The organism is Mesorhizobium sp. M0028, assembly GCF_040323855.1.
In the GTDB taxonomy this organism is placed as follows: Bacteria; Pseudomonadota; Alphaproteobacteria; order Rhizobiales; family Rhizobiaceae; genus Mesorhizobium.
The window spans coordinates 304,127-329,640 of record NZ_JAMYVG010000002.1 but is presented as its reverse complement, the minus strand read 5'-3'; the positions used below and the strand labels follow the sequence as shown (position 1 = coordinate 329,640).

Genomic DNA, 25,514 nt, shown 5'->3' with positions numbered 1-25,514 from the left:
CGGCTAAACCGATTTAAATCAACTCGATGCCGTCAAAACGGAAATGCCCGGCGCAAGCGCCGGGCATCTCCAAAATTATCGTCGTCGACAGGCTTACATCTTCTGGATGTAGGTGTACTTGCCGTCGTCGCCCTTCTTCCACTCGTACATGACGTAGCCGGGCAACGTCGGATCGCCCTTCGCGTCATAGGAGAGGTCGCCCAGAACGGTCTTGAACGGACCCTTCTCATGCAGCGCCTTGGCAACTTCCTGCGGGTCGTTCGACTTGGCAACGGTGGCTGCTTCGGCGATCGCCTGCATGGCGGCGTAGGAGTAAAGCGTGTAGGCCTCCGGTTCGAAGCCCTGCGCGCGGAACTTCTCGACGAGTTCCTTGTTCGTCGGGATCAGACGCGGATCCGGGCCGAACGTGTTCAGCGTGCCCGCAACTGCGTCGCCAGCGATCGAGGCCAGCTCGTTCGACACGATGCCGTCGCCGGAAACCAGCGTCGCCTTGAGGCCCTGGTCAGCCGCCTGGCGGATGATCAGGCCGGCTTCGGTGTGCAGGCCACCCCAATAGATGATGGAAACGCCGGCTTCCTTCATCTTGGCGATCAGCGCCGAGAAGTCCTTGTCGCCGACATTGACGCCTTCGTACATGACTTCCGTCAGGCCGGCTGCGTTCATCGCCTTCTTGGTCTCATCGGCAAGGCCCTGGCCGTAGGTCGTCTTGTCGTGGATGACCGCGATCTTGGCATCCTTGAAGTTCGCCGCGAGATAGGCGCCGGCGATGCTGCCCTGCTGGTCGTCACGTCCGCAGGTGCGGAACGTGTTCCACATGCCGCGTTCGGTGAACTTCGGATTGGTCGCGGCCGGCGTGATCTCGAGGATGCCGTTTTCCGCGTAGACTTCCGACGCCGGGATCGAGACGCCCGAGTTGAAGTGGCCAACCACGAACTTGACGCCGTCGCCGACGAACTTGTTGGCGACCGAGATGCCCTGCTTCGGATCGGAGACGTCGTCGCCGACCGAGAGCTTGATCTGCTCGCCATTGATGCCACCGGCCGCATTGATGTCGGCGACGGCCTGTTCGGCACCCTTCTGCAGCTGCGCGCCGAAGGCGGCATTCGGACCGGTGATCGGACCGGCGACGCCAACCAGGACGTCAGCCCACGCGCTGCCGCTGAACGCGATCAGCGCGGTCAGGGCGACGGCGGACAAAAGTGATTTTTTCATGTAAAACGCTCCCATTTACGGAGTGGGCGTTGGATGATGCTTTCATGCGATGCCCACTTTTACTCGCAGAAAACGTACTTTGCCGATTTTCAGGCACTTGTCACGCCGATTCATCCCCGAAACGGCGTTAATCATGAACGTCAACCTTTCGGCTTCCAGCTCAAAACCGATGCTCTTTCATAGAGCCAATTATACTGTGTCACCATCTGGTTTGTGCGCGTGTATTGATAGCCGATGAAGCCCAATATCATCAGTACGATCGTATCCACGATATAGTAATGCAGCGAGAACATCGTGCCGCCGAACAGCGCGTGATGAATGAACCTTACGCCAATGCCAAGGCCGAGCATGTAGGCGAACAATTGGAGGAAGCTGCGCCATGTCTGGGCGCTGGCCTTGCCGGTCATCCATGCCGCCCAGCCGCCGAGCAGGCAGGTGACGAAGAAGAACTGCCAGATCGAGGGTTCCTCGTAGAGAATGCCCTGCATGATGAAGTCTCCTGAACTCAGTGGTGGCCGCCTTCGAGATAGGCGGCGCGCACTTCCGGATTGGCGAGCAGCTCCTTGCCGGTGCCGCTCATCGTCACATTGCCGTTGACCATGACATAGCCGCGCGTCGCGAGCTTCAGCGCGCCGAAGGCGTTCTGCTCGACCAGGAACACTGTCAGCCCTTGGGTCCGGTTCAACTCGCGGATGGCGTCGAAGATCTGCTTCACGATCAGCGGCGCCAGGCCGAGCGACGGCTCGTCGAGCAGGAGCAGCTTCGGCCGTGCCATCAGCGCACGCCCGATCGACAGCATCTGCTGTTCGCCGCCCGACAGGGTGCCGCCGCGCTGGGCGATGCGTTCCTTCAGGCGCGGAAACAGCGTGAACACCTTCTCGACGTCCTCGTCGTAATGCTTGAGGCCGTCGAGGCTGGCGCCCATCTGCAGGTTTTCCATCACCGTCATGCGCGGGAAGATGCGCCGGCCCTCCGGCGACTGGGCGATCCGCATGCGCGCGATCTCATGCGTTGGCATCTGGGTAATATCGGTGCCGGCGAAGGTGATCGTGCCCGCCCGGGCCCGCGGAGCACCAAAAATGGTCATCATCAGCGTCGACTTGCCGGCGCCGTTGGCGCCGATCAGCGCCACGATCTCGCCCTGCCTGACGGTGACGTCGACACCGTTCAGCGCCCTGATGTTGCCGTAGTAGGTCTGGACGCCTTTGATATCGAGCAGCGTTGTGCCGGCCATCACTTGCGCCCTCCGCGCTTGCCCGCAGGTGCGGCAGCAGTCTTGCCGGCAACTGTTTTCGCAGTTTTCCCGGAAGCGTGGCTCGTTTCCACTTTCCCGGCGTCGACGCGGCGCGAAAATTCCGTCTCCTTGCCGGCGGCGAGAAGCTTGGCCTGACCAACCCAGTCCTCACGGGCGATGCGTCCGTCGAAGGCGAGATAGGCCTCGACGGCCGCGACGTCGGCTTTCTTCCATGCCGCGATCTGGTCGAAATGGAAGATGCCGTGCTGGTTAAGCTTCTTCTCGTTGACCGTGCCGATGCCCTTGATGCGGGTCAGATTGTCGGCCTCGCCGCCACGTGGCGCTGTGAGCCGGTTCGAAACGCCCGCGACCTTCGACTTGGCCGGCGCCTTAGCCGTGGAGGGTTTCGCGGTCGGCTTAGCTGCAGCGGGTTCCGCCTTGGCCGGGGGAGCGGCGGCTTGCGCTGCTGCCTTGCTTGCCGCGGCACTCGACTTTGCATCGAACTGCCCGGCTTTCGAGGCGCCTTTCGACACGGTCACGCGCTCGCCCTCGCTGTGGCCGATCGTATCGGTCACCGGTCCGGCGAGATACGAAGACGATGTGCCTGGGCCGTGCGCGGAATCGGGACCGGTGTCCAATTGCTCGATGACGTCCTCGTCGCCGACTTCGGTCAGTACCGTCTCGACTTCCTCGTCTTCGACGCCGAGATAGGCAGCGATGACGCGCGGGTCCGTGCGTACCGAATGCGGGCTGCCGTCCGATATCTTGCGCCCGTATTCGAGCACCACGACGTGGTCGGAAATCTGCATGACCACCGCCATGTCGTGCTCGATCAGCAGGATCGAGGTGCCGGTGTTGTCTTTGATGTCCATCAGCAGCGCGTTGAGCGCCATTGATTCTTTCGGATTGAGGCCGGCAGCCGGCTCGTCGAGGCAGAGCAACTCCGGACCCGTGCACATCGCCCGCGCGATCTCGAGGCGTCGTTGCGCGCCATAGGGCAGGTCGCCGGCCGGGTCGTCGGCACGGTCGACGAGATCGGCCTTCTCCAGCCAGTGCCTGGCCAGTTCGACCGACTCGGCCGATGCCTTCCGGTAGCCGCTGAAGCCGAACAGGCCGAGCACGGTGTAGCCGGACGCCTTCATCAGCTTGTTGTGCTGGGCTACCAGCAGGTTCTCGAGCAGCGTCATGCCCGAGAACAGGCGGATGTTCTGAAAGGTGCGCGCCACCTTGGCGCGTGCCGGGATTTCATGGTTCGGCAGGCGTTCGAGCAGATAGCTCGAGCCGTCGCGCCTATTGAGCGTGAGCATGCCTTCCGACGGTTTGTAGAAACCGGTGATGCAATTGAACACCGTGGTCTTGCCGGCGCCGTTCGGTCCGATCAGCGCGGTGATCTCGCCGCGCTTGGCCTGGAAGGAGAGATCGCCGATGGCGACCAGACCGCCGAATTTCATCGACAGATGGTCGACCTGCAGGATGGCATCGTTCATGGGAGATGGGTTCGTATCACTCATCAGCCGTGGCCTTCCTTGGTGAAGGAGCCGGATACGGCCTTGCTCTTCTTGAGGAAGGCTGTCGGTTCACGGCTGCCGACGAAGCCGCGCGGCTTCCACAGCATGACGATGACCATGGCCATGCCGAATAAAAGCATGCGGTAGAGTTCCGGGGTGAAGTCGGGGCCGAAGACCTGCTTCAGGAAATCGAGTTCGCGCAGCACCTCCGTGCCGCCGATCATCACCATGGCGGCGACGGCGATGCCAACCAGCGAACCCATGCCGCCAAGCACGACCATAGCCAGAATGATGGCCGACTCCAGGAAGATGAAGGATTCGGGGCTGACGAAACCTTGCCGTGCCGCGAAGAACGAGCCGGCGAAGCCGCCGAACATGGCGCCGGTGGCAAAGGCAGTGAGCTTGGTGGTGGTGGTGTTGATGCCGAGCGAGCGGCAGGCGATCTCATCCTCGCGCAGCGCTTCCCAGGCGCGGCCGACAGGCATGCGCCTTAGCCTTATCGTGACGAAGGCGGTGAGCAGGCAGAGCCCCAGGATCAGATAGTAGAGGAATATCTTGTAGTAGGCGCTCGATGTGGCGATATCCAACACCTTGGCGATATAATTCGGATCCGAAACGTTGAACGTCATCAGGCCGAAAAAGGTGACCTTGGGGATGCCGGAGATGCCGGCCGAGCCGTTCGTAACCTCGCGCCAATTGATCAGCACGAGACGAATGATCTCGCCGAAGGCAAGCGTCACGATCGCCAGATAATCGCCGCGCAGACGCAGCACCGGAAACCCGAGCAATACCCCCCAGAAGGCGGCCATGGCGCCGGCGGCGGGCAGCAGGATCCAGAACGACAGGCCAAAATGCGTGCCGAGCAGCGCATAGGCATAGGCGCCGACCGCGTAGAAGGCGACGTAGCCGAGATCGAGCAGGCCGGCGAGGCCGACGACGATGTTCAGCCCCCAGGCCAGCATCACATAGATCAGGATCTGGATGCCGAAATTGTCGACCCATTTCAGTGAACCCTGGAACCCGCCGGCCATCGACCCTGCGTACACGGCAAGCACCGCCACGACGATGATCGGGTAGAGCGCCAGTGCGGTTATGCCCAACGCCGAGAAATGGGCGAGGATGAAGGTGCGGAAATAGAACAGCACCGAGGCCAGCGCATAGATGATCGCCAGCGCCCGCGCGAAGCGCGCATAACCGGCGAGACCCGGCCCCAGCAAACCATCGAGCGAGCCGGCCAGCAGCGCCAGCACAGCCACTACGACGACGGCAGCAATGAAATACGGCAACCGGAAGAACCGCGTCGCCACGCTTTCCGGCAACAGCCCGGTGGCGATGTCGGCAATCTTCTGGTTGGCCAGGAAGGGCTGGCCGTAGGCAACGTAGAGAAAGCGGCCGAGCATGGTGGCGATCACCACGGCGGCGAGCAGGCCCCAGCGCTGTACGAGGATCAGCTCGTTGGAGATGTTCTGATCGGTCCGCAGGCCGATGAACAGCACGAACAGGCCGAGCGCGATGGCACCAGCATAAAGCGCCTCGCGCGTGGCGCGTTGCACTGGGGTGGCGACGACGCCGCGCTCCGGAGATACAGTGACCGCCATGACCTCAGACCTTTTCGACTTCTGGCCGGCCCAATATGCCGGAAGGCAGGAAGATCAGGACGATCGCCAGGATGGAGAAGGCGGCGACGTCCTTGTAGTCGATCGAGAAATAAGCCGACCACATGCTTTCGATGAAGCCGATCATCAGCCCGCCGAGCACGGCGCCGGGCAGCGAGCCGATGCCGCCGAGCACCGCCGCGGTGAACGCCTTCACGCCGGGCGTGAAACCGTCGGAGAAGGCGATGACGCCGTAATACATCAGGAACAGCGTGCCGGCGACGGCAGCAAGGGCCGCACCCATGACGAAGGTGATCGAGATGGTGCGGTCGACGTCGATGCCAAGCAACGCCGCCATCTTGCGGTCCTGCTCGCATGCCCTTTGCGCCCGGCCTAGTGAGGTCTTGTTGACCAAATACCAGAACAGCGCCAGCAGCAGCGCGGTGACGATGACGATGATGATCTGCTTCAGCGATACGCTGATGCCCTCGATGTTGTAGACCGTGGACACCATCGGCGGGATCGGCTTGTTGCGCGGCCCTTGCGTCACCTGGACGAAGTTCGACAGGGCGATCGACATGCCGATCGCGGTGATCAGCGGGGCCAGCCGGAACGAACCGCGCAAAGGCCGGTAGGCCACCTTCTCGATCGTCCAATTATACAGGCTGGTCAGCAGCATCGCGACGATCATCATGATCAGCAGCGCGATCACCACCGGCAAGGAATAGAACAATGCGCCGAGAATGAGGAAAACGATGAGGGCGGTGAATGCCCCGACCATGAAGATGTCGCCATGGGCAAAATTGATCATGCCGATGATGCCGTAGACCATCGTATAGCCGATCGCTATCAGCCCATAGATCGATCCCAGCGTCAGCCCATTGATAAGCTGCTGGACAAAATACTGCATGCTGTCGTGGCTCCCCTGGAATGTCGCCCATGCAGACGCATTCCTTTTCGTATTTCCCCTAGTCGTAAAGTTTCGAGCCCGGATTGCAACGTGATTTTTCGATGGCTATGCGTGTTTTCGCCGCACGCCGTCCGATTGCCCGTTTTATTCCCGTCCGGCCCCTGGACCATCGCGGACCCTACCATTGGCCTAACGCAATGTCTTTGACGATTCAACCGCACCATGCGCCTCGTTTCGAAGAAATCGCCGTCAAAATAAGTTGATGAGCGGGATCGTTGCGTCGTTGATCGCAATCCGTTTACGCTCTCTTTCTTCCCCTGCGTCAGCGTTTTTTCTATTTGACGACGAAGCCGTGCGCGAACGGGTCGCGGTCGTCGATGAAGATCGTGTTCAATCCGGTCATCCGTGCCCAGCCGCCGATCGACGGAATGATCGCCGGCTTGCCGGCGACGGTGACCTCTTTTTCCACCCTGCCCTTGAACAGCGAGCCGATGATCGATTCATGGACGAAGTCGTCGCCAACCCCAAGCTTGCCCTTGGCGTGAAGCTGCGCCATCCGCGCCGAGGTGCCGGTGCCGCAGGGCGAGCGGTCGATCGCCTTGTCGCCGTAGAAGACGGCGTTGCGGGCATCGGCTTGCGGGTTGGTCGGCGCACCGGTCCACAATATGTGCGACAGCTTGTCGATGCCGGGATTCTCCGGGTGGACGAAGGAATATTTCTCGTTGAGCCGCTGCCGCACCACCGGGCTCCAGGCGATCAGCTCGCCCGCCGAATGGTCGGCCATGTCGCGATAGTTCGTTTGCGGTTCGACGATGGCGTAGAAATTGCCGCCATAGGCGACATCGACGCTGATCTCGCCGAGCCCGGGGCATTCGACCGTCAGTCCCTCGGCATAGAGGAAGGACGGCACATTGGTGATGCGCACCTCCTCGACATAGTCGCCGACCTGCTTGTACTCGGCGACGACCAGGCCCGCCGGCGTATCCAGCCTGAGCACGCCCGGCGTCTTCGGCTTGATCAGCCCATGTTCGACGGCAAAGGTCACAGTGCCGATTGTGCCGTGGCCGCACATCGGCAGACAGCCGGAGGTTTCGATGAACAGGATGGCGATGTCGCAATCCTCGCGCGTCGGCGGATAGAGGATCGAGCCGGACATCACGTCATGGCCGCGCGGCTCGAACATCAGCCCGGTGCGGATCCAGTCATATTCGGCCAGGAAATGCGCTCGCCGCTCCATCATCGTCGAGCCGTTGAGCAGCGGTCCGCCGCCGGCGACCAGCCGCACCGGATTGCCGCAGGTGTGGCCGTCTATGCAGAAGAAGGAATTCTTGGCCATGCCGGCTCCCAACTGAATGTCTTCGATCTCAAAACCGTTGCGGACTGAACGGACCGAGATCGAGCGATGGACCCTGCCCGAGAACGAGCTCACGGATCAAGCGTCCGGTCGCCGCGGCCTGGGTCAGGCCGAGATGACCATGGCCGAAGCCATACACCACCGACGGCGTTTTTTGCGACCGCCCGATCACCGACAACGAATCCGGCAGCGACGGCCGGAACCCCATCCATTCGCGGCCATTGGCCGGATCCAGCCCTGGCAGGAATTTTTGCGCCTTTTCGAGCAGTGCTTTCGAGCGCGCATAATTGGGCGGCCTTTCGAGGCCGCCGAGCTCGACCGCGCCACCGACGCGCAGGCCGGTCTCGAGCGGCGTGATGACAAAGCCATGCCCGGAGAAGATCAATTGCCGCTTTACGTCGAACGCAGTCTTCGGCAGCGTCGTGTTGTAGCCACGCTCGGTCTCCAGCGGGATGCCGTCGCCGAGATGTCTTGCCAGCAGATGCGACCAGGCCCCGGCAGCGATGACGACATGCTTTGCCCGACGCGTCGTACCGTCGGCCATGGTCAGGATCGCGTCGCCCTGTCCCGCCTCGATACGCTCGATCCGGGCCTTTTCGAACCTCGCGCCCAACCTCTCGGCATAGGCCCATAAGGCCTTTCCAAGCAGCTTGGGGTCGGCGACGGTCTTCCACCCCGGCACGAACGTGCCCCTGGCGAAGCGCGGCGACAGGCCGGGCTGCAAGGCGGCGAGAGCGCTGCCTTCGACATGGTTGAAGCCGATGCCGAAGCGCTGCCTTGCCGCCCAGCCGGGCAGCGACGCCTTGAACTCGGCCTCGCTTTCGTAGAGTTCGAGCGAGCCGTCCTCGTGCAGCATCGGCCGTGTGCCGGAACGGTCGAGCAAGCCCATCCATTCCGCCTCGGCGAGCTTCATCATCCCGGCCTGCGCGGCAAGGCCGGCTTCATAGCGGTCGCTTCGGCCGGCCCGCCAGAAGCGGACCAGCCAGGGCAACAGCTTCGGCAGATAGGCGGGCGGAATGCTGAGCGGGCCTAGCGGGTCGGCGAGCCATTTCGGCAACTGCCTGATCATGCCCTTGTGAGCCAGCGGCAGCACATCGGAGAACGCCAAGGCAGCGGCATTGCCGGAGCTGGTTTCCTCGCAGATCCCCGTCCGATCGAAAATCGTGACGTTTCGCCCCGCCTCGGCCAGAAAGCCGGCGGCGCAGATGCCGATAATGCCGCCACCAATGATGGCAACATCGAGCGTAGCATTATCATTCATTGCCATGCGCCGCGCTGCACATCTGCAAATACCCTCGAAGGGACTGGATCAGAATGCCGGCAGCTCTGGCCGCACCGCCAGCGCGTCCCTGACGGTCTTTTCGACAGCCTTGCGCCGCTCGCCCGCCAACGGCTGACGCGGCATGCGCACCCGGTCATTGGTATCGATGGCGAAGACCTCCGCGAGCTTGATGTTCTGCACCAGATAGGTCGAGACGTCGAGGTCGAGCAGCGGCCGGAACCAGCGGTAGATTTTCAACGCCTCCTCGCGGCGGCCCTGTCTCATCAATTGATAGATGGCGACTGTCTCGCGCGGGAACGCGGTGACCAGGCCCGCCACCCAGCCAATGGCGCCGACCGACAGCGCCTCGAAGGCAAGATTGTCGACGCCGGTGAACAGGTCATAGCGGTCGCCGAGGCGGTTGATGATCTCGGTCGAGCGGCGGATGTCGTCGGAGGACTCCTTGATGGCAACGAAGCGCTGGTCCTTCGCCAGTTCCTCCATCTGGTCGACAGTGACGTCGACGCGGTAGGCAAGCCGGTTGGAATAGATCATCACCGGCAGGTCGCCGGCCGCGGCGACGGCGCTGAGTGCCGCGACCGTCTCCTCGGTATTGGTATGGTAGATCGGGCTCGGCACCACCATCAAACCGTTGGCGCCTTCTTTTGCGGCGCGGCGCGCGATCGTCGCCGCCTCGCGTGTGCCGGCTTCGTTGACCGTCAACAGCACCGGTTTGTTGCCGGCGATCTTCTGCGCGGTCTTCAGCACCTCGATCTTTTCGTCATGCGACAGCATCGGTCCTTCGCCAAGCGAGCCACAGACGATGATGCCGTCGCAGCCGGCCTCCATCTGCAGCGCAAAGCAGCGCTCCATCTCGGCATGGTCGAGGCGATCATCCTCGGTGAATTTGGTCGTAACGGCGGGGAAAACTCCGGCCCACATGTCGGTCGCTCCATCTGATATATCAGTCGTATATTTCTTAAGACGCCGGCTGTCAACGTTGAATCGGATATGATATATCAAAAATATATCAGGAGACGCCGCATTGGTATATGACAACCCAGGCTCCGAGCCGGCGACTGCGAAGGCCTACCGCAGGCTCGAGCATATGATCGTGACGCTCGAACTGGCGCCCGCGAGCTTCATCACCGAGGGGGCGCTGATCGACAGGCTCGGCCTCGGCCGCACCCCGGTGCGCGAAGCGATCCAGCGGCTGGCCTGGGAGGGGCTGCTCGAGGTCCGGCCGCGTGCCGGCATTGCCATTGCCCCGCTTCACCCTGGCGACTGGCTGCGCGTCCTCGACGCCCGCCGCGGCGTCGAGGTCGTGCTTGCCCGCTCGGCCGCCCGCTTCGTCACCCGCGAGGCCGCCGACCTGTTTCATGACGCAGCGCTGGCCATGCAAAAGGCCGTGATTTCGGAAAATGTTCTTTGCTTCATCCAAGCCGACAAGGCGCTTGATGAGGCGCTGGCGCTGGCTGCAGACAACCCGTTCGCGGCGCGCCTGGCGGCGCCCTTGCAAACCCACAGCCGCCGCTTCTGGTTCCGCTACAAGGCCGATACCGGCTTGGCCGAATCCGCCGAGCACCATGTCGCATTGATCCGCTCGATCCTCGCCGGCGACGAAGAGGCCGCGGCCAAGGACGCCAAGCGGCTGATGGCGTTGCTGCGCGGCCACGCTGAGGCAGCTGCTACGCGCTGACGCCGCCCGCTCCCTCATGAGTTTTGGCCGGGCAGGGCGTCCACGCTTTCCCAATTTTCGCCGGCTGCGACAATGCAGCTTCTGCCGGCGACGTCGGTCACGATGACCGTCCAGCTTCCGCTATCGGCGACAAAAACTTCCATGACCGCCTCCTGACCGATCAGTCCGAGAGCAAACTGTCTTTCCTGGAAATTCTCGGCCAGGTGGGCGACGAGGTCGCCATGTTCAACGCAGTATTGATATTGGGCGCTTGCGGCATTCGTACCCACCGCGAATAAGCCAGCAAAAGCTACGGTCTTCACCCATCCTAACAGCGATTTGCGTGCCATAGGGCACCTCCTTTGCCATCACGATCCGGCAAAGGGAGGTGATTGACGGCCTCATTTTGCCGGAGCGATCCAGGCCGGTTCCGACGTCATCATCGCGTCGCTCCTTTCCGTGTTCCGGTCTGCCGCCAGCGGGAACGATTCTGGATGTTCTCGCTATGTTCCATATATGGTATCGCTAACGAAAAATAGCAAGCCGTGCGCGCCTCAAGTGGGCGCGGGGAGATCCGTTTCAAGGTCGCCGAGAACAGGGCCGCAGCCCGGCTGTCGTGCCGAGGCTGCGGCCAGGTGAATAGGAAAGGCCTACTTCAGGTACCGGGCAGCGCCGCTATCGTCATCGCGCTCTCCCAGCCTTCGCCGACTGAAATCACGCAGCTTTGACCTTTTGTATCGCTGGCGAGGATGGTCCAGGTGCCCTTGTCGGAAACGAAGACTTCAAGCACCACATTCGGATTGACGACGCCAACCGCGCTCGGGTTTTCATGAAACTTCTCGCCGAGCGCCTTGACCATATCGGCGCGTGCCGCGCATTGCTCGGCAGCCATTGCCGGGATGGCGGAAAGCGCCGCCGTTGCCGCGCAAGCTATGATCGCCATGAGACGTGTCATCTGACATCTCCTTTGCGCCGGACGATACCCCCCGGAGCCGTCACCAGCGCCGTTGGTTGATCTGCCAGCTCCTCCTTCGCGGCAGGACTGCAACCTAAGAGGATTGCTGCCTTCTTGGTTCCATCACATTCGTGTTCATGCCGATGAAGACGGCGACAAAAAAGGCCCGGGCTCCAAGCCCGGGCCTTTTCTTGCTTTCTGCGATTTGGATCAGTTCATCGTCGGGATGACGAACTCGGCGCCGTCCTTCACGCCGGCCCGCGCGCCCGCAGCCGAAGCGAGGACGCGCAGACAGGAAACCGTCCGGCTAATTCATCGTCGGGATGACGAACTCGGCGCCGTCCTTCACGCCGGACGGCCAGCGCGACGTCACCGTCTTGGTCTTGGTGTAGAAGCGGAACGCGTCCGGCCCGTGCTGGTTGAGGTCGCCGAACGAGGACGCCTTCCAGCCGCCAAACGTATAGTAGGCGATCGGCACCGGGATCGGCACGTTGATGCCGACCATGCCGACTTGGACTCGTGAGGCGAAGTCCCGCGCCGCATCGCCGTCGCGGGTGAAGATGGCGACGCCATTGCCCATCTCGTGCTCGTTGGCAAGCTTGATGGCGTTTTCGTAAGTCGGCGCGCGCACCACCGACAGCACCGGCCCAAAGATCTCTTCCTTGTAAATGCGCATGTCGGCAGTCACGTTGTCGAACAGGCAGCCGCCCATATAGTAGCCGTTCTCGTAGCCCTGCATGGAAAAGCCGCGGCCATCGACCACCAGCTTGGCGCCTTCCTTGACGCCGGTGTCGACATAGGATTTGACCCGCTCCAGCGCCTGCGCCGTGACCAGAGGGCCGAAATCGGCGGAAGAATCCGTCGACGGACCGACCTTCAGGCTCTCGACGCGCGGCACCAGTTTTTCCATTAGCCGGTTGGCGGTGTCGTTGCCGACCGGGACGGCCACCGAGATCGCCATGCAGCGCTCGCCGGCCGAGCCGTAGCCGGCGCCGATCAGCGCGTCGACGGTCTGGTCCATGTCGGCATCGGGCATGATGATCATGTGGTTCTTGGCGCCGCCGAAGCACTGCACGCGCTTGCCGGCCGCGCAGCCGCGCGAATAGATGTACTGGGCGATCGGTGTCGAGCCGACGAAACCGATAGCCTTGATGTCGGGATCGTCGAGGATGGCGTCGACCACTTCCTTGTCGCCGTTGACGACATTGAGGATGCCCGCCGGCAGGCCGGCCTCGATGAACAGTTCGGCAATCCGCATCGGCACGCCCGGATCGCGCTCCGACGGCTTGAGGATGTAGGCATTGCCGCAGGCGATGGCCGGCGCGATCTTCCACAACGGGATCATCGCTGGAAAATTGAACGGCGTGATGCCGGCGACGACGCCGAGCGGCTGGCGCATCGAATAGACGTCGATGCCGGGGCCGGCGCCATCGGTGAACTCGCCCTTCATCATATGCGGCGCACCGATGCAGACCTCGACCACTTCGAGGCCACGCTGGATGTCGCCCTTGGCGTCGGCGATGGTCTTGCCGTGTTCGCGCGCCAACATCTCGGCCAGCGCGTCATACTCCTTGGCGACCAGCTCGAGGAACCGCATCAGGACGCGTACCCGCCGCTGCGGATTGGTCGCCGCCCAGCCGGGCTGTGCCGCCTTGGCGTTTTCGACCGCTGCGCGCAATTCCGCCTGCGAAGCCAACGCCACCGTGCCACGCACCGTGCCGTCCATCGGCTGCATGACGTCCTGCTTGCGGCCGCTGGTCCCGGCGACACGCTTGCCGCCAATGAAATGACCGTATTCGATCATGGTTTCTCTCCCTGGTTCGTGATGAGGCATTGTCCGCCTTTGCGGGAGCGATGGCAACGCGAGTGAAAACGCAACCGTTGTGCAGAAAATAGATAGCGGCGCGCGATTGTGCATCAAATGGCGCAAATGATAGGGAGTGTACTCCTATCGCTTGGATTGCTGAGTTGAGTTTCTTCACACCCCCCTCTGTCCTGCCGGACATCTCCCCCGCAAGGGGGGAGATTGGCGGCTTCGGCCTTACCGCCCTTTTTGCGACGTTGGAGATTGGCGAAAGCCGACCGGACATCCGATCTCCCCCCTTGCGGGGGAGATGGCCGGCAGGCCAGAGGGGGGTGGGCGGGAACACGGCGCTCTCTATCGAAACGGACCATCCCCATGAACTGGGATGACGTTCGCATCTTCCTTGCCGTGGCGCGCGCCGGCCAGATCCTCGGCGCCGCCAGGCGGTTGGAGCTCAATCACGCGACCGTCTCGCGCCGCATTGCCGCCCTCGAGGATGCATTCAGGACAAAACTGTTTCGCCGGCTTACCACCGGCAGCGAGCTGACGCCGGCAGGCGAACGTTTCCTCGAAATCGCCGAACGCATGGAGGGCGACATGATCGCCGCGCGCTCGACCGTTTCAGGCGAAGGCGACGACGTTTCGGGCACCGTGCGCATCGGCGCGCCGGACGGTTTTGGCGTCGCCTTCCTGGCCAGGCGCCTCGGCGCGCTGACCGCTCTGCACCGCGAGCTCACCATCCAGCTGGTGCCGGTACCGCGCTCCTTCTCTTTGTCCCGGCGCGAGGCCGACATTGCCATCACCGTCGAACGGCCGACGGAAGGCCGGCTGGTGGCGGGAAAGCTGGTCGACTACACGCTCGGCCTGTTCGCGTCGCGGGCCTACGCCGACACGCATGGCCTGCCCGGAAGCGCCGCCGAGCTGGGCCAGCACACGCTGATCGGCTACGTGCCGGACCTGATCGTCAGTCCCTCGCTCGACTACGCGGCCGAATTCAGCGCCGACTGGCGCACCAGCTTCGCCATTTCCTCGGCGCTCGGCCAGGCCGAAGCGGTGCGTTCCGGCGCCGGCATCGGCATACTGCACACCTTCGTTGCCCACTCGATGCCGGAGTTGGTGCCTCTCGATATCGTCGCACCCATCCGCCGCGCCTACTGGCTGGTCTATCATGAATCGGTCAGGCCGCTGCGCCGCGTTCAGATCGTCGCGAGCTTCATCACCAAGGCCGTCGAACGGGATCGGGGATTGTTCGCGTGAGATCTATCGGCCGCTGGCTGTCTTAGCTGCTGGGGGTCTTACTTGGCATATCGTCCCGGCCCGAGATCGCCGACGTCGATGTCTGGCACCCGGCTGGAGATGATGTCGGCCAGAACCTTGGCCGAGCCGCAGGCCATGGTCCAGCCGAGCGTGCCGTGGCCGGTGTTGAGATAGAGATTGGAGAAATCGGTGCGCCCGATCAGCGGCGGCCCGTCCGGCGTCATCGGCCGCAGCCCGCACCAGAAGGTGGCCGACCGCATGTCGCCGCCGCCGGCGAAAAGGTCGCCGACCGAATGTTCGAGCGTGCGGCGCCGCGATTCGTGCAGCCGCATGTCGAAGCCGGAGATTTCCGCCGTGCCGCCAACCCGGATACGGTCGCCGAGGCGGGTGATCGCCACCTTGTAGCTCTCGTCCATCACCGTCGAGACCGGCGCGGCGGCGGCGTCCTTGATCGGCAGGGTGATCGAATAGCCCTTGACCGGGTAGACCGGGATGGGCCGCTTCAGCATGCGCATGAACCGCGCCGAATAGCTGCCCATCGCCATCACATAGGCGTCAGCGACCATCCAGCCCTTGCTGGTGCTGATGTTGGTGATGCGATCGCGCTTCTTGACGACGCGCCGTATCTCCGTGTCGTATTCGAAGGTGACGCCGCGTGCCGCGCAAAGCTCCGCAAGCCTGTCGGTGAACATCTTGCAGTCGCCGGTTTCGTCGCCGGGCAACCGCAGGCCACCGACGAATTTCTCGCGCACGCCAGCCAGCGCGGGCTCGGCAGCAATGCAGCCGTCGGGGTCGAGGACCTCATAAGGGACGCCATAGGTCTTCAGCACCTCGACGTCGCCGCCGACGCCATCGAGCTGCTTTTGCGTTCGGAAAAGCTGCAGCGTACCCTTGGCGCGCTCGTCATAGGCGATGCCGGTCGCCTCGCGCAGCGCCTTCAGCGTGTCGCGGCTGTATTCGGCCAGCGGCACCATGCGCGCCTTGTTCAGCGCGTAGCGTTCAGCCGTGCAATTGCGCAGCATCTTGACCAGCCATATCCACATATGCGGATCGAGCGCCGGCCGCACCACCAGCGGACCATGCTTCATCAACAGCCATTTGACGGCCTTCAGCGGAACGCCGGGCCCGGCCCAGGGCGAGGCATAGCCGGGCGAGATCTCGCCGGCATTGGCAAAGCTGGTTTCCAGCGCCGGGCCTTTCTGGCGGTCGATCACCGTCACCTGATGGCCGGCCTCGGCAAGAAAATAGGCGGTGGTGACCCCGATCACACCGCCGCCCAGCACGAAGATCTTCATCGCTTAGTTCTCCGCAACGGCGTCTCGTCAGGGTTCGGGTCCGGGATCATCGCCGCCTTCTGTCTGCCGGATTCTGCGGCGTCCGCCAAGTGCCGATGCTGAGGGAAACGACATGCGTGAGGACAACAAGCTTGCGTCCTAGCCATTCACATAGCGCCGGTGGAAGCGGTGGCCGAGGCTGGTCAAGACCTCATAGCCGATGGTGCCGGCCTGGCCGGCTACCTGGTCCACGGTCTGCGACGACGGCCCGATCAGTTCGACGAGGTCGCCGGCCTTCAGCTTGCCGGGCGGCAATGCGGAAATGTCGAGGATGATCGAATCCATCGAAACCCGGCCGATGAAGGGCAGCCGCACATTTTCGAACCAGGCAGCGGAAGCGGCGCGTCGATGCCAGCCATCGCCGTAGCCGAGCGAAATCGTCGCCGCGGCAAGCGGGGCCTTGGTGTGGAAAGTGTGGCCGTAGCCGACACCGGCGCCGGCCTCCAGCATCCGCGTCTGGATGACCTTGGCTTGCAATTGCACCACCGGCAGCATCGGGTTGTCCTTCGCCGGCGTCGGATTGATGCCATAGAGAGCGGCACCCGGACGAACGAGGTCGTAGTGATAGCGCTGCCCGAGAAAAATGCCTGATGAATTGGCAAGCGACGCCGGCGCTCCCGGCAGCATCCGGCGCAGCCGTTCGAATTCCAGCCGTTGCTGCTCGTTGGCCGGTTGCTCGGGTTCGTCGGCGCAGGCGAGATGGCTCATCACGAAGGTCAGTTCGACACCATCGAAAGCCTGCGGATCCTGCGCGATGGCTTTCACCTCCTCGGGCGCCATGCCGAGCCGCGACATGCCGCTGTCGACCTGGACGGCGGCAGGCAATTTATGGCCCACCCGCCCGGCCATCTCGCGCCATGCCGCAAGTTGGCTGGCGCTGTTGACGACAGTGCAAAGCCCCGCCGCAACCGCTTCCCGTTCCGCACCTGGCGGAATGCCGTTCAGCACGTAGATGGCCGGGTCTGAGCCGAGCGCCTTGCGCAGCAAGACGCCGCCGGCCAAATGCGCGACGAAGAAAATATCACAGCCTTCAGCCATCAGCGCCGCCGCCACCGGCGCCGCGCCAATCCCGTAACCGTCGGCCTTGACCACTCCGGCACAGCTGACGCCGCCCAGACGCGCCTTCAGCCGCCGGTAATTCTCACGGACGGCGCCAAGATCGACGGTCAGGATCGCCCCCGCCGCCGCTTCGCTGATCGGCTCACTCGGGGCGCCGGCCTGCCGTAGAGAGACGGTCTGCGGAAGGGATTTGCTGGAGATGTCGGTCATGCCGACCTGTTTTAGCGGAAGGCCGGCGGCTACGCCACCAGGTGCCGGAACGCTGCCACCACGTCTTCGTAGACCTTGCGCTTGAACGGCACGATCAGACCGGGCAGTTCCAGCATCGGCCGCCACGCCCACCGGTCGAACTCGGCCTTGTGGCCACCCGGCGGCGGATTGATTTCGATCTCGCTTTCGTCACCGTGGAAGCGGAAGGCAAACCATTTCTGCGTTTGGCCGCGATATCGTCCCTTGAAGGCGACGCCGACCAGATGGGCCGGCAGGTCGTATTTGATCCAGTGCGGCGCCTCGGCCAGCAGCGACACCGAGCGCATGCCGGTCTCTTCGTAAAGCTCGCGCTCCGCCGCGGGCAGCGGCTCCTCGCCATCGTCTATGCCGCCCTGTGGCATCTGCCAGAGCTGCGTGGTTCCAGCGAATTCGCTGTCCGGCTCGGCAATGCGATGGCCGACCCAGACCATGCCATCGCCATTGAGGACCATCACCCCTACGCAGGGCCGGTAGGGCAGTGTCTCGGCGTCAACGAGCTTGTTCTTTGCCATGTCAGCCTTTTTCCGGATCTATGGCCACCGCCGAAATCGGCACGATCTCGATGCCGCGCTTCTTGGCCTCGGCCACCCAGGACGACACGGTATCGACTGTCAGGTCGAAGGCCGAGCCGATGCCGACGGCAAAGCCTTTCGCCCGTGCCGTCGCTTCCAGCCCATCCAGTTTCTTCAATATGGCGCCGCGGTCCTGCACCGCGTCGATCGCCGTATCGCCGCCGACGAACGGCACGCCGTCCTTCAGCGCCAATTCGGATGCCAGGCTGCGCGCCGACGAACCGTCGTCGACATAGGCCAGACCACGCTTGCCAAGCTCGGCCATCAACGGCCCCATCGCCGTCGCGTCGGCCGAAAAGCGGGCGCCCATATAGTTCATGACGCCGGTGTAGTTGGTCGTTCGCGACAGCGCCCAGCGTAAATTCTTCAAATTCTCGTCCGGCGCCGCTGCCACGGTCAGCGTGTTACGGCCGGGGTTGACGTTCGGATAGTCGAACGGCTCGAGCGGCACCTGCATGATGACCTCATGGCCGCCTTGCCGCGCCACCTGCATCCAGCGGCCGATGCTGTTGCCTTGCGGCGCGAAGGCCAGCGTCACTTCCGCCGGCAGCTTGGCGATGGCTGCCTGCGTGCCGGTCTGCGACACGGCAAGCCCGCCGATGACGAGCGCCACGCGTGCACCGCGTGCGCCGGACCACGGCCGCGCATAGACATCGAACGGGCGCCGGCCGTCGGCGGCGCGGATCGGCAGCGGACCGGTCTCGCTGGCCTCGATCAGCGCCTTGTCGGGAATGTGCGCGATCCTGAGGTTCTGGCCGATCGTCGAAGGGTCGCGGATGACAATGGCCGCCTTGGGCGGACCGTCGCCCTCTTCGGTCTGGACATGGATGATCTGCGGACCGCCCATCTTCCCGCTTGTCGTTTGTTCGCCCGTCTTCTGTTCGCTTGCGTTGCTTGGCGCTTCCGTTGCGGGCGTCGCCTTGGCCGGCGCCGCGGCGGGATCCGCCGCTGCCGGCATCTTCGGCGTCGAAACGGCGACTTCTTGCGGCTTGCGGAACGGCTTGTCGCGCAAGGCGATCGCGCCGGAAACGCCGACCACGGCCAGCACGACGAGCGCGGCCGCGACTGCACCGGCGCTGATCCTGCTGCCTGGGCGCGGCGCCCGGATCGCCTGTCCGAGAGGTCGTTCTATGTCCTTGCCGATATCAGCCAAGCCCGCACCCCCGGCGCGCATCTCCGAAGTGAAACCTCCGGAGGCGCAAATCCAAAATGTCGGCGCGTCCCCTCGCTTCACTGGACGCGCAGCATGCCGGCCGCGGCCCCGAATCAAACTGCCGGAGCCTCGCGGCCCCGGCAGCATCGCATCGCTTCGCTCAGGCAGCCAGACCTGTTTGGCCCGGCTTGCCTGCCCTTATTGGTTCAACACGGCCTTCTGCGGATTCGGTGGGAACGCCGGATCGGTCTTCTGGCCGCGCAGCAGCTGCTCGGCATAGATGAGCTGCAAATCGTCCTTCGGTTCCGGCGGCACATAGGCTGCCGAGCCCGAACCGGTCGTGCCTTCGTCGGCGCCCTTGATATGGCCCTTGAGGTCGGATTCGCCGCGCGTCAGGTCCCTGCCCTGCAGTTCCGCCGGCAGCGGCTGGTCAACCTTGATATCGGGCGTGATGCCCTTGCCCTGGATCGACTTGCCGGACGGTGTGTAATAGAGCGCCGTCGTCAACCGCAGCGCCCCGTTCTCGCCAAGCGGAATGATGGTCTGCACCGAACCCTTGCCGAAGGACTGCGTGCCGACCACCGTGGCGCGGCGCAGATCCTGCAGCGCGCCGGCAACGATTTCCGAGGCACTGGCCGAGCCGCCATTGACGAGCACGATCAGCGGCTTGCCGCCGATGTCGTCGCCGGCCCGCGCGTCGAAGCGGGTGACGTCCTTCGGATCGCGGCCGCGCGTCGAGACGATCTCGCCACGGTCGAGGAAGGCATCCGACACACTCACCGCCTGGTCGAGCAAACCGCCCGGATTGAGGCGCAGGTCGAGCACGTAACCCTTGAGCTTGTCGTTCGGCACCTGCTTCTTGATGGTGTCGATGGCATTCTCGAGGTCGTCATAGGTCTTTTCGGTAAAGGAGGTGATCTTCATGTAGCCGATGTCGTTTTCGACCCGGAACTTCACCGCCTTTACCTTGATGATGTCGCGCACGACCGTCAGTTCGATCGGCTTGTCGGCGCCCTGGCGCAGGATGGTGAGCTTGATCGGTGTGTTGACCAGCCCGCGCATCTTCTCGACGGCGTCGTTGAGGGTCAGGCCGCGAACCTCCTCGCCGTCGATCTTGGCGATATAGTCGCCGGCGAGCACGCCAGCCTTGGCGGCCGGCGTATCGTCGATCGGCGTGATCACCTTGACCAAGTCGTTCTCCATGGTGACCTCGATGCCGAGGCCGCCGAACTCGCCCTTGGTCTGCACGCGCATGTCCTGCGCTTCTTCGGCATTCATGTAGGAGGAGTGCGGGTCGAGCGAGGACAGCATGCCGTTAATGGCATTTTCGACCAGCGATTTGTCGTCGGGCGGCGTCACATAATTCGCCCGCACCCGCTCGAAGATATCGCCGAAGATCGCCAGTTGCTTATAGGTCTCGGAGCCCGCAGCCTTCGCCGTCGAGCCGGGCGCGCCATAGACCAGGCTCATCGCCGATGCACCCATCAGCGCACCGGCAAACAGAAGCGACAGTTTCCGCATCATTCACGTCCTTCCAGAAAAACGGTCCGCCCACCATGGGGCCGGATCGACGGGTTTTCCATCCTTGCGGAACTCGACATAGAGCTCCGGCGTGGCATTTCCATTCTTCGATGCCGAGGTGCTCGCCACCCGGGCCTCTCCCATCGCGCCGACCGGCTCACCTGCGAGCACCGACTGGCCAGACGCGACGCTGATTCTGCTCATCCCCGCCAGGACGACATGATAGCCGTCACCCGCATTCAGGATCAAGAGTTGACCGTAAGAGCGGAAAGGCCCCGCATAAAGCACGTTTCCATCCGCCGGCGCTGTGACGATGGCTCCCGATTGTGTCGCAACCATGTCACCGAGCATCACCGCGCCGTTACCGTCGTTGGCCCCGAAGCGCCGCTTGATCCTGCCGGTGACCGGCAGCGCGATCTGCCCTTGAAGCGCGGAAAACGGCGCAGCAGCGGTGAGCCTGTTGCTCTCCGGCACCGGCAGCGAGGCCAGTTCCGTTGGCGCCGGGGCCGATGCCGGGCCCTTGTCGGCGTCCACCGTCTTTTGCTCGGCTGCCTTGGCCGCATCCGCCGCCTTGCGGGCCCTGTCGGCCTCGAGCGATGCGATCAGCTCTTTCAGGCTGCCGGCCTTGGCCGCCAGCGTCGCGGACCGTTGCTTTTCGGCGGCCAGCGCGGTTTGCGTATCGGCGGCGAGCTTCTGCTTGGCTTCGAGCAGCATGCCGAGCCGCTTTTTTTCCGCCGCCTGCTCGCCGACCGCTGCCGTCAGCCGCGCCCGCTCGGCCTCGATCGAGGCCGTCACCCGCGACTGCTCTTTGAGATCGGCCAGCAACATGTCGGTCTGCTGGCGCAGTTCCGGCACCACGGCACCGAGCAGGATGGCGCTGCGCACCGACGACAATGCGTCCTCCGGCTTGACCAGGATCGCCGGCGGCGGATTGAGCCCCATGCGCTGCAGCGCGCCGAGCACTTCGGCCAGAACGTCACGTCTGGCGGCCAGTGAGGCGCGTATCTTCTGCTCCTGCGCCTTCAGCCCTTCCAGCTTGCCGCCAATGTCCTCGATGTCCTGGCCGAGCTTCTGCTCGGTCATCGCCGACTGGATCAGTGCCGCGGTGATCGAGGCATGGTCCTTCTTGACCGCCGCTATGTCGGCGGCGAGCTTGGCCAGCCGCTCGGACGACAGCGTGATCTCTTTCGATACCTTTTCGTATTCGGCGCGGCTCTGGTCCGGGTCCGGCGCCAGGTCGAGCGTGTTCTCAGCCCGCGCGATCCCGAGCGAAACCACGATCACCGCCGCTGCGATGCCGTAGCGCACGCGCCAGGAGCCCGTTCGTGATTTCCAGTCTTCAGACATTGAAGCCCAACTCTATGCGCGGCTTCGTTAACGAACCATCAACCATGTTCGAGCCCGGCCGCCATCCGCAAACCCCTATGAGCCCAAACTGTCGATGAGCATTGGGGCAGAAATCCGGGCGGCTGGCGTCAATTCGCTGATCGAACCGGCTTCATGAACGATGGTAGGGGTGGCCGGAAAGGATCGTGGCCGCCCTGTAAAGCTGCTCGCCCAGCATGACGCGGACCAGCTGATGCGGCCAGGTCAGCGCGCCGAGCGACACCGTCAGATCAGCCAAGTCACGCAGCGACTGGTCATGGCCGTCGGCGCCGCCAATGGCGATCACCAGCGCCTTGCGCCCGCCATCGCGCAGCAAGCTTATGCGGCCGGCGAAATCCTCGGAGGAAAGGTTCTTGCCGCGCTCATCCAGCAGCATCAGCGCCGTGCCCGGTTGCAAGTGGGTCTGCAGCTTCTGGCCTTCCTCGCGCCGGCGCTCATTGGCCGTCTGCGCGCGGCCTTCGGCAATCTCGGCGATCCCGGCGAATTCGAGGCCTACGGCAGGGCCGCTCTTGGCGAAACGCTCGAAATAGCGGTCGGCCAACTGCTTCTCGGGGCCGGCTTTCATTCGGCCCACGGCATGAACGGTAATCTTCATCCCTGCCTCGGAGAGCCGCTGATGCGTGTCGCACAACGACATGCATCAAGACGAATACGGCTCAGTGGAGGGTCTCTTCCTCAAGATCCGGCGCCTGCCACATCTTTTCGAGATTGTAGAAGTCGCGGACCTCGGGACGGAAGACATGGACGATGATGTCGCCCGAATCGATCAGGACCCAGTCGGCGCCAGCCAGCCCCTCGACGCGCGCCGTGCCGAGCCCGGCATCCTTGAGCGCCTTGAGGAGATGATCGGCGACAGCCGAGACATGACGGTGCGATCGGCCCGACGCGACGACCATGTAGTCGCCGAGGCTCGATTTCCCCTGAATGTCGATTGAGACGATGTTTTCGGCCTTGGAGTCTTCCAGACTGGCAAGGACTGTCTTGATGGCGCGGGACACGGCGTCGTTTACGCTGATCCCGGCCGGCGAAGGCACGATGTCGGCCTTCTTCCGCAGTGCTGTTCTCAGTGTATTTCCTTTCGCAGCAAGAACAACCAAATCACCTTTCAAATCAGGTGACACTGCTTAGATAGGCAGAGTTAGGTTGCAGTTTCAAGACACCGCTCGCAAGCAGACGCCCGGTAACGGCCGAATATGCGGCTTTTCCGGGCCAGAAATTCGGAACCGCCTCGCCCCGCAGCGGTTATCGGCTCATCCACGAACCGGAATCCCGACATGCCGATCGATCCTCAGAACGCCCTCCTCACCGTGCAATCCGGCCTGGCGCAACTCAGCACGCTGATCGTCTCCTACTCGCTTTCGGCGGTCGGCGCCGTCATCCTGCTGGTCATCGGCTACATCGTCGCCGGCCTCGCCGAGCGTTCGATCTATGCCGGCCTCGGCCACGTTCACGGCTTCGACGAAACGCTCCGCCATTTCTTCTCGCAGGTCGTCCGCTACGCCATCCTCGGGCTTGTCGTGATCATGGTTCTCGGCCAGTTCGGCGTGCAGACGGCTTCGATCATTGCCGCCATCGGTGCCGCCGGCCTGGCCATCGGTCTGGCGCTGCAAGGCACGCTGCAGAACATTGCCGCTGGCATCATGCTGCTGGCGCTGCGGCCGTTCCGCATCGGCGAATATGTCGAGGTCGGCGCCATATCCGGTACCGTCGAGGAGATCGGGCTGTTTGCAACAACGCTGAGGACGGTCGAAGGTGTATACGTGCTTGCACCTAACTCGACCCTGTGGAACCAGCCGGTCCGCAATTTCACCCGCAATGGTGTGCGCCGCGGCGACATCACGCTCAGCATCGGCTCGTGGAACGACATCGATTTCGCGCAAAAGACCATGCTCGGTGTCGCCGCCGCCGACCGGCGCGTCAGGCGGCAGCCGGCGCCGATCGCCTTTGTCGCGACTGTCGGGGACAGCACTGTCGCCATCACCTTGCGCTACTGGACGGCGGCTGCCGATTTCTTCGCCGCCCAGATCGACCTCACCAAGAGTGTCAAGCAGGCGTTCGATGCCGAAGGCCTTTCAATTCCGGCGCCGGCGCCGCAAGCGCCGCAGCCGGAGGCCTCAGCCACGCAGCAATAGAGCATTTGAAGCCAGCCCGCAGATGGCCCTCAAAGCTCTCCGCGCCCGCGCTGATCTTCGGGCGCGAAGGCGAGATCGACAGGCAACGGCGCCTGCGCCGTCATCGGCGCGAAACTGCCGGTCTCGGTGGCGGGCACGGGCCGCACCATGCCGACGCGCCAGAGAACGAACAAGCAGTAGGCGGCGGCAATGACGATCGCCACATAGATGAAGGCCTGCGTGCCATAGATGGCGGAAAGCCCGGTCACAATGCCGGGCACGACGAAGCCGGACAGCGACCAGGCAAACAAGAGCGAGCTCGACAGCGCCACCATGTCGTCCTTGCCGGCGCGGTCGCCAGCATGGGCGCTGGCCAGCGAATAGATCGATTCCGAGGCGCCGTCCCAGACCACGTAGATGACGAGCAGCGTCGCCAGAGCGCCACCGTCGAAACCCAGTGCAAACAGGCCCGCCGCGGCGGCAAGCGCCGACGCCGCGATCAGCACAAAGCGCCGGTCGGTGCGGTCGGAAATCCAGCCGAGGGGAATCTGCAGGATCAGCGTGCCGACCGGCATTGCCGAAAGCAGCAAGGCGACGTCGGCCTGGCTGTAGCCTCTGGCGGTGGCATGGATTGGCGCAAAACCCGAAATCGTCATCGACAGGCCGCCGACGGCAAGCATGCCGGCAACGCCGACCGGCGAGATTCGCCAGGCGCGGCCGAGCGCCACCGACGCCGCTTGCGGCGCCGGTGGCTGCGCGAGCCGCGTCAGCCCGACGGGAAGGATCGACAGCGCGGTGAAGGCAATGCCGATCAGCGGCGCATCGGCCGCGCGGATATCGATCAACGCCAGCGTCGAATAGCCGCCGCCGAGTCCGGCGACATAGGCAACGTAGAAGATAGCCATAACCCGGCCGCGGATGGCGTTTGCGACGACATCGTTCAGCCAGCTCTGCGCGACAATGAACAGGCCGCATATGGCAAAGCCGTAGAGCGCCCGTGCAGCGATCCATGGCAATGGGTGCGGCCCGGCGCCGACCGCGGCGTTGGACAGCACGATCAGCGCCGACAGTACCATGAACACGCGGGCATGGCCGACACGCCGCACCAGCGGCCCGGTCAGGATGCAGCCAGCGAGGCCGCCAGCCGAAAGGCCGGTGACGATCAGCCCCGCCCAAGTCGGATCGAAGCCCTCGGCGCCGAGCCGGACTGGGATATAGGCGAACATGAGCCCATTGCCGACGGCGATCAGCGCCATCGACAAGAGGATGCTGGCAATGGCGATCGAGGGCGCCGGCTGCCCTAGACCGTTCTTGTCCTGGTCGCGCTCGAGAATCGTCATGACCGAGGATCGCCCATCAAG

The 25,514-nt window shown here is 63.7% G+C and carries 24 protein-coding genes; 3 read left to right on the top strand and 21 right to left on the bottom strand.

The genetic code is table 11. The features are described 5' to 3' along the window. Positions 1-93: 93 nt before the first annotated feature. The 9 genes from NKJ93_RS06605 to NKJ93_RS06565 form a co-directional block, all read right to left on the bottom strand. Positions 94-1,212: a branched-chain amino acid ABC transporter substrate-binding protein gene (locus NKJ93_RS06605; protein WP_023719655.1), complete on the bottom strand. Its 1,119-nt coding sequence runs from the start codon at positions 1,210-1,212 to the stop codon at positions 94-96. A gap of 140 nt (positions 1,213-1,352) precedes the next feature. After that, on the bottom strand, positions 1,353-1,700 hold the full coding sequence (locus NKJ93_RS06600) for a DUF6867 family protein (protein WP_023719656.1): 348 nt from the start codon (positions 1,698-1,700) through the stop codon (positions 1,353-1,355). A 17-nt stretch (positions 1,701-1,717) separates the two neighbouring features. After that, positions 1,718-2,446, bottom strand: a complete 729-nt coding sequence (locus tag NKJ93_RS06595; RefSeq protein ID WP_023719657.1) for an ABC transporter ATP-binding protein — start codon at positions 2,444-2,446, stop codon at positions 1,718-1,720. Next, positions 2,446-3,957 carry an ATP-binding cassette domain-containing protein gene (locus NKJ93_RS06590; RefSeq protein ID WP_023719658.1) on the bottom strand — a complete coding sequence of 504 codons (1,512 nt, stop codon included), beginning with the start codon at positions 3,955-3,957 and terminating at the stop codon, positions 2,446-2,448. Before NKJ93_RS06590 ends, NKJ93_RS06595 begins: the two co-directional genes overlap by 1 nt. Continuing rightward, positions 3,957-5,552, bottom strand: coding sequence for a high-affinity branched-chain amino acid ABC transporter permease LivM (gene livM / locus NKJ93_RS06585; RefSeq protein WP_352480943.1), 1,596 nt, complete (start codon positions 5,550-5,552; stop codon positions 3,957-3,959). The genes NKJ93_RS06590 and livM overlap by 1 nt, the downstream gene beginning before the upstream one ends. A gap of 4 nt (positions 5,553-5,556) precedes the next feature. Continuing rightward, positions 5,557-6,459 carry a branched-chain amino acid ABC transporter permease gene (locus NKJ93_RS06580; RefSeq protein WP_023719660.1) on the bottom strand — a complete coding sequence of 301 codons (903 nt, stop codon included), beginning with the start codon at positions 6,457-6,459 and terminating at the stop codon, positions 5,557-5,559. A gap of 334 nt (positions 6,460-6,793) precedes the next feature. Next, positions 6,794-7,795, bottom strand: a complete 1,002-nt coding sequence (locus NKJ93_RS06575) for a 4-hydroxyproline epimerase (RefSeq protein ID WP_023719661.1) — start codon at positions 7,793-7,795, stop codon at positions 6,794-6,796. Positions 7,796-7,823: 28 nt separating this feature from the next. Beyond that, positions 7,824-9,074 (bottom strand): NAD(P)/FAD-dependent oxidoreductase, encoded by a 1,251-nt coding sequence (locus NKJ93_RS06570; protein WP_352588228.1) that lies wholly within the window; start codon positions 9,072-9,074, stop codon positions 7,824-7,826. 48 nt (positions 9,075-9,122) lie between these two features. Next, entirely contained in the window at positions 9,123-10,016 is an 894-nt protein-coding gene (locus NKJ93_RS06565) for a dihydrodipicolinate synthase family protein (RefSeq protein ID WP_352494143.1), read from the bottom strand. Between the two features lie 103 nt (positions 10,017-10,119). Between NKJ93_RS06565 and NKJ93_RS06560 the strand changes: the two genes are divergently transcribed. Continuing rightward, a complete protein-coding gene (locus NKJ93_RS06560; RefSeq protein ID WP_023719664.1) occupies positions 10,120-10,773 on the top strand; it encodes a GntR family transcriptional regulator in 654 nt (217 codons plus the stop codon). Between the two features lie 14 nt (positions 10,774-10,787). Here NKJ93_RS06560 and NKJ93_RS06555 read toward each other — a convergent pair whose 3' ends face one another. From NKJ93_RS06555 to NKJ93_RS06545, 3 genes are all read right to left on the bottom strand, one after another. Beyond that, entirely contained in the window at positions 10,788-11,102 is a 315-nt protein-coding gene (locus NKJ93_RS06555) for a hypothetical protein (RefSeq protein ID WP_023719665.1), read from the bottom strand. Positions 11,103-11,407: 305 nt separating this feature from the next. Next, a complete protein-coding gene (locus NKJ93_RS06550) occupies positions 11,408-11,707 on the bottom strand; it encodes a hypothetical protein (RefSeq protein ID WP_023719666.1) in 300 nt (99 codons plus the stop codon). A 307-nt stretch (positions 11,708-12,014) separates the two neighbouring features. After that, on the bottom strand, positions 12,015-13,511 hold the full coding sequence (locus NKJ93_RS06545; RefSeq protein ID WP_352588226.1) for a CoA-acylating methylmalonate-semialdehyde dehydrogenase: 1,497 nt from the start codon (positions 13,509-13,511) through the stop codon (positions 12,015-12,017). Positions 13,512-13,886: 375 nt separating this feature from the next. Here NKJ93_RS06545 and NKJ93_RS06540 point away from each other — a divergent pair, with 375 nt between their 5' ends. Continuing rightward, complete coding sequence (locus NKJ93_RS06540; protein ID WP_352480948.1) at positions 13,887-14,768, top strand: LysR family transcriptional regulator; 882 nt, start codon at positions 13,887-13,889, stop codon at positions 14,766-14,768. Between the two features lie 38 nt (positions 14,769-14,806). Here the strand turns inward: NKJ93_RS06540 and NKJ93_RS06535 are convergent, their stop codons facing one another. The 8 genes from NKJ93_RS06535 to rsfS all read right to left on the bottom strand — a co-directional run bounded on the left by NKJ93_RS06535 (position 14,807) and on the right by rsfS (position 23,076). Continuing rightward, positions 14,807-16,063: a D-amino acid dehydrogenase gene (locus tag NKJ93_RS06535; RefSeq protein WP_352494141.1), complete on the bottom strand. Its 1,257-nt coding sequence runs from the start codon at positions 16,061-16,063 to the stop codon at positions 14,807-14,809. A 138-nt stretch (positions 16,064-16,201) separates the two neighbouring features. Next, positions 16,202-17,371, bottom strand: a complete 1,170-nt coding sequence (alr, locus tag NKJ93_RS06530; RefSeq protein WP_352480950.1) for an alanine racemase — start codon at positions 17,369-17,371, stop codon at positions 16,202-16,204. Between the two features lie 29 nt (positions 17,372-17,400). Beyond that, complete coding sequence (locus NKJ93_RS06525) at positions 17,401-17,922, bottom strand: RNA pyrophosphohydrolase (protein WP_352480951.1); 522 nt, start codon at positions 17,920-17,922, stop codon at positions 17,401-17,403. A 1-nt stretch (position 17,923) separates the two neighbouring features. After that, positions 17,924-19,135 (bottom strand): divergent polysaccharide deacetylase family protein, encoded by a 1,212-nt coding sequence (locus NKJ93_RS06520; protein ID WP_352588223.1) that lies wholly within the window; start codon positions 19,133-19,135, stop codon positions 17,924-17,926. 198 nt (positions 19,136-19,333) lie between these two features. Beyond that, entirely contained in the window at positions 19,334-20,659 is a 1,326-nt protein-coding gene (locus NKJ93_RS06515) for a S41 family peptidase (RefSeq protein ID WP_023719673.1), read from the bottom strand. Beyond that, positions 20,660-22,003 (bottom strand): murein hydrolase activator EnvC family protein, encoded by a 1,344-nt coding sequence (locus NKJ93_RS06510; RefSeq protein ID WP_352494137.1) that lies wholly within the window; start codon positions 22,001-22,003, stop codon positions 20,660-20,662. Positions 22,004-22,154: 151 nt separating this feature from the next. After that, entirely contained in the window at positions 22,155-22,637 is a 483-nt protein-coding gene (gene rlmH, locus NKJ93_RS06505; RefSeq protein WP_023719675.1) for a 23S rRNA (pseudouridine(1915)-N(3))-methyltransferase RlmH, read from the bottom strand. Between the two features lie 61 nt (positions 22,638-22,698). After that, the gene (gene rsfS, locus NKJ93_RS06500) at positions 22,699-23,076 is read right to left on the bottom strand and encodes a ribosome silencing factor (RefSeq protein ID WP_023678068.1); all 378 of its coding nucleotides are present in this window, start codon (positions 23,074-23,076) and stop codon (positions 22,699-22,701) included. A gap of 240 nt (positions 23,077-23,316) precedes the next feature. On the opposite strand from rsfS, the gene NKJ93_RS06495 reads away from it, so the two are divergent. Next, positions 23,317-24,174, top strand: a complete 858-nt coding sequence (locus NKJ93_RS06495) for a mechanosensitive ion channel family protein (protein ID WP_023719676.1) — start codon at positions 23,317-23,319, stop codon at positions 24,172-24,174. Positions 24,175-24,203: 29 nt separating this feature from the next. Here the strand turns inward: NKJ93_RS06495 and NKJ93_RS06490 are convergent, their stop codons facing one another. Then, entirely contained in the window at positions 24,204-25,493 is a 1,290-nt protein-coding gene (locus NKJ93_RS06490) for an MFS transporter (protein WP_352588220.1), read from the bottom strand. Between the last annotated feature and the right edge of the window lie 21 nt (positions 25,494-25,514).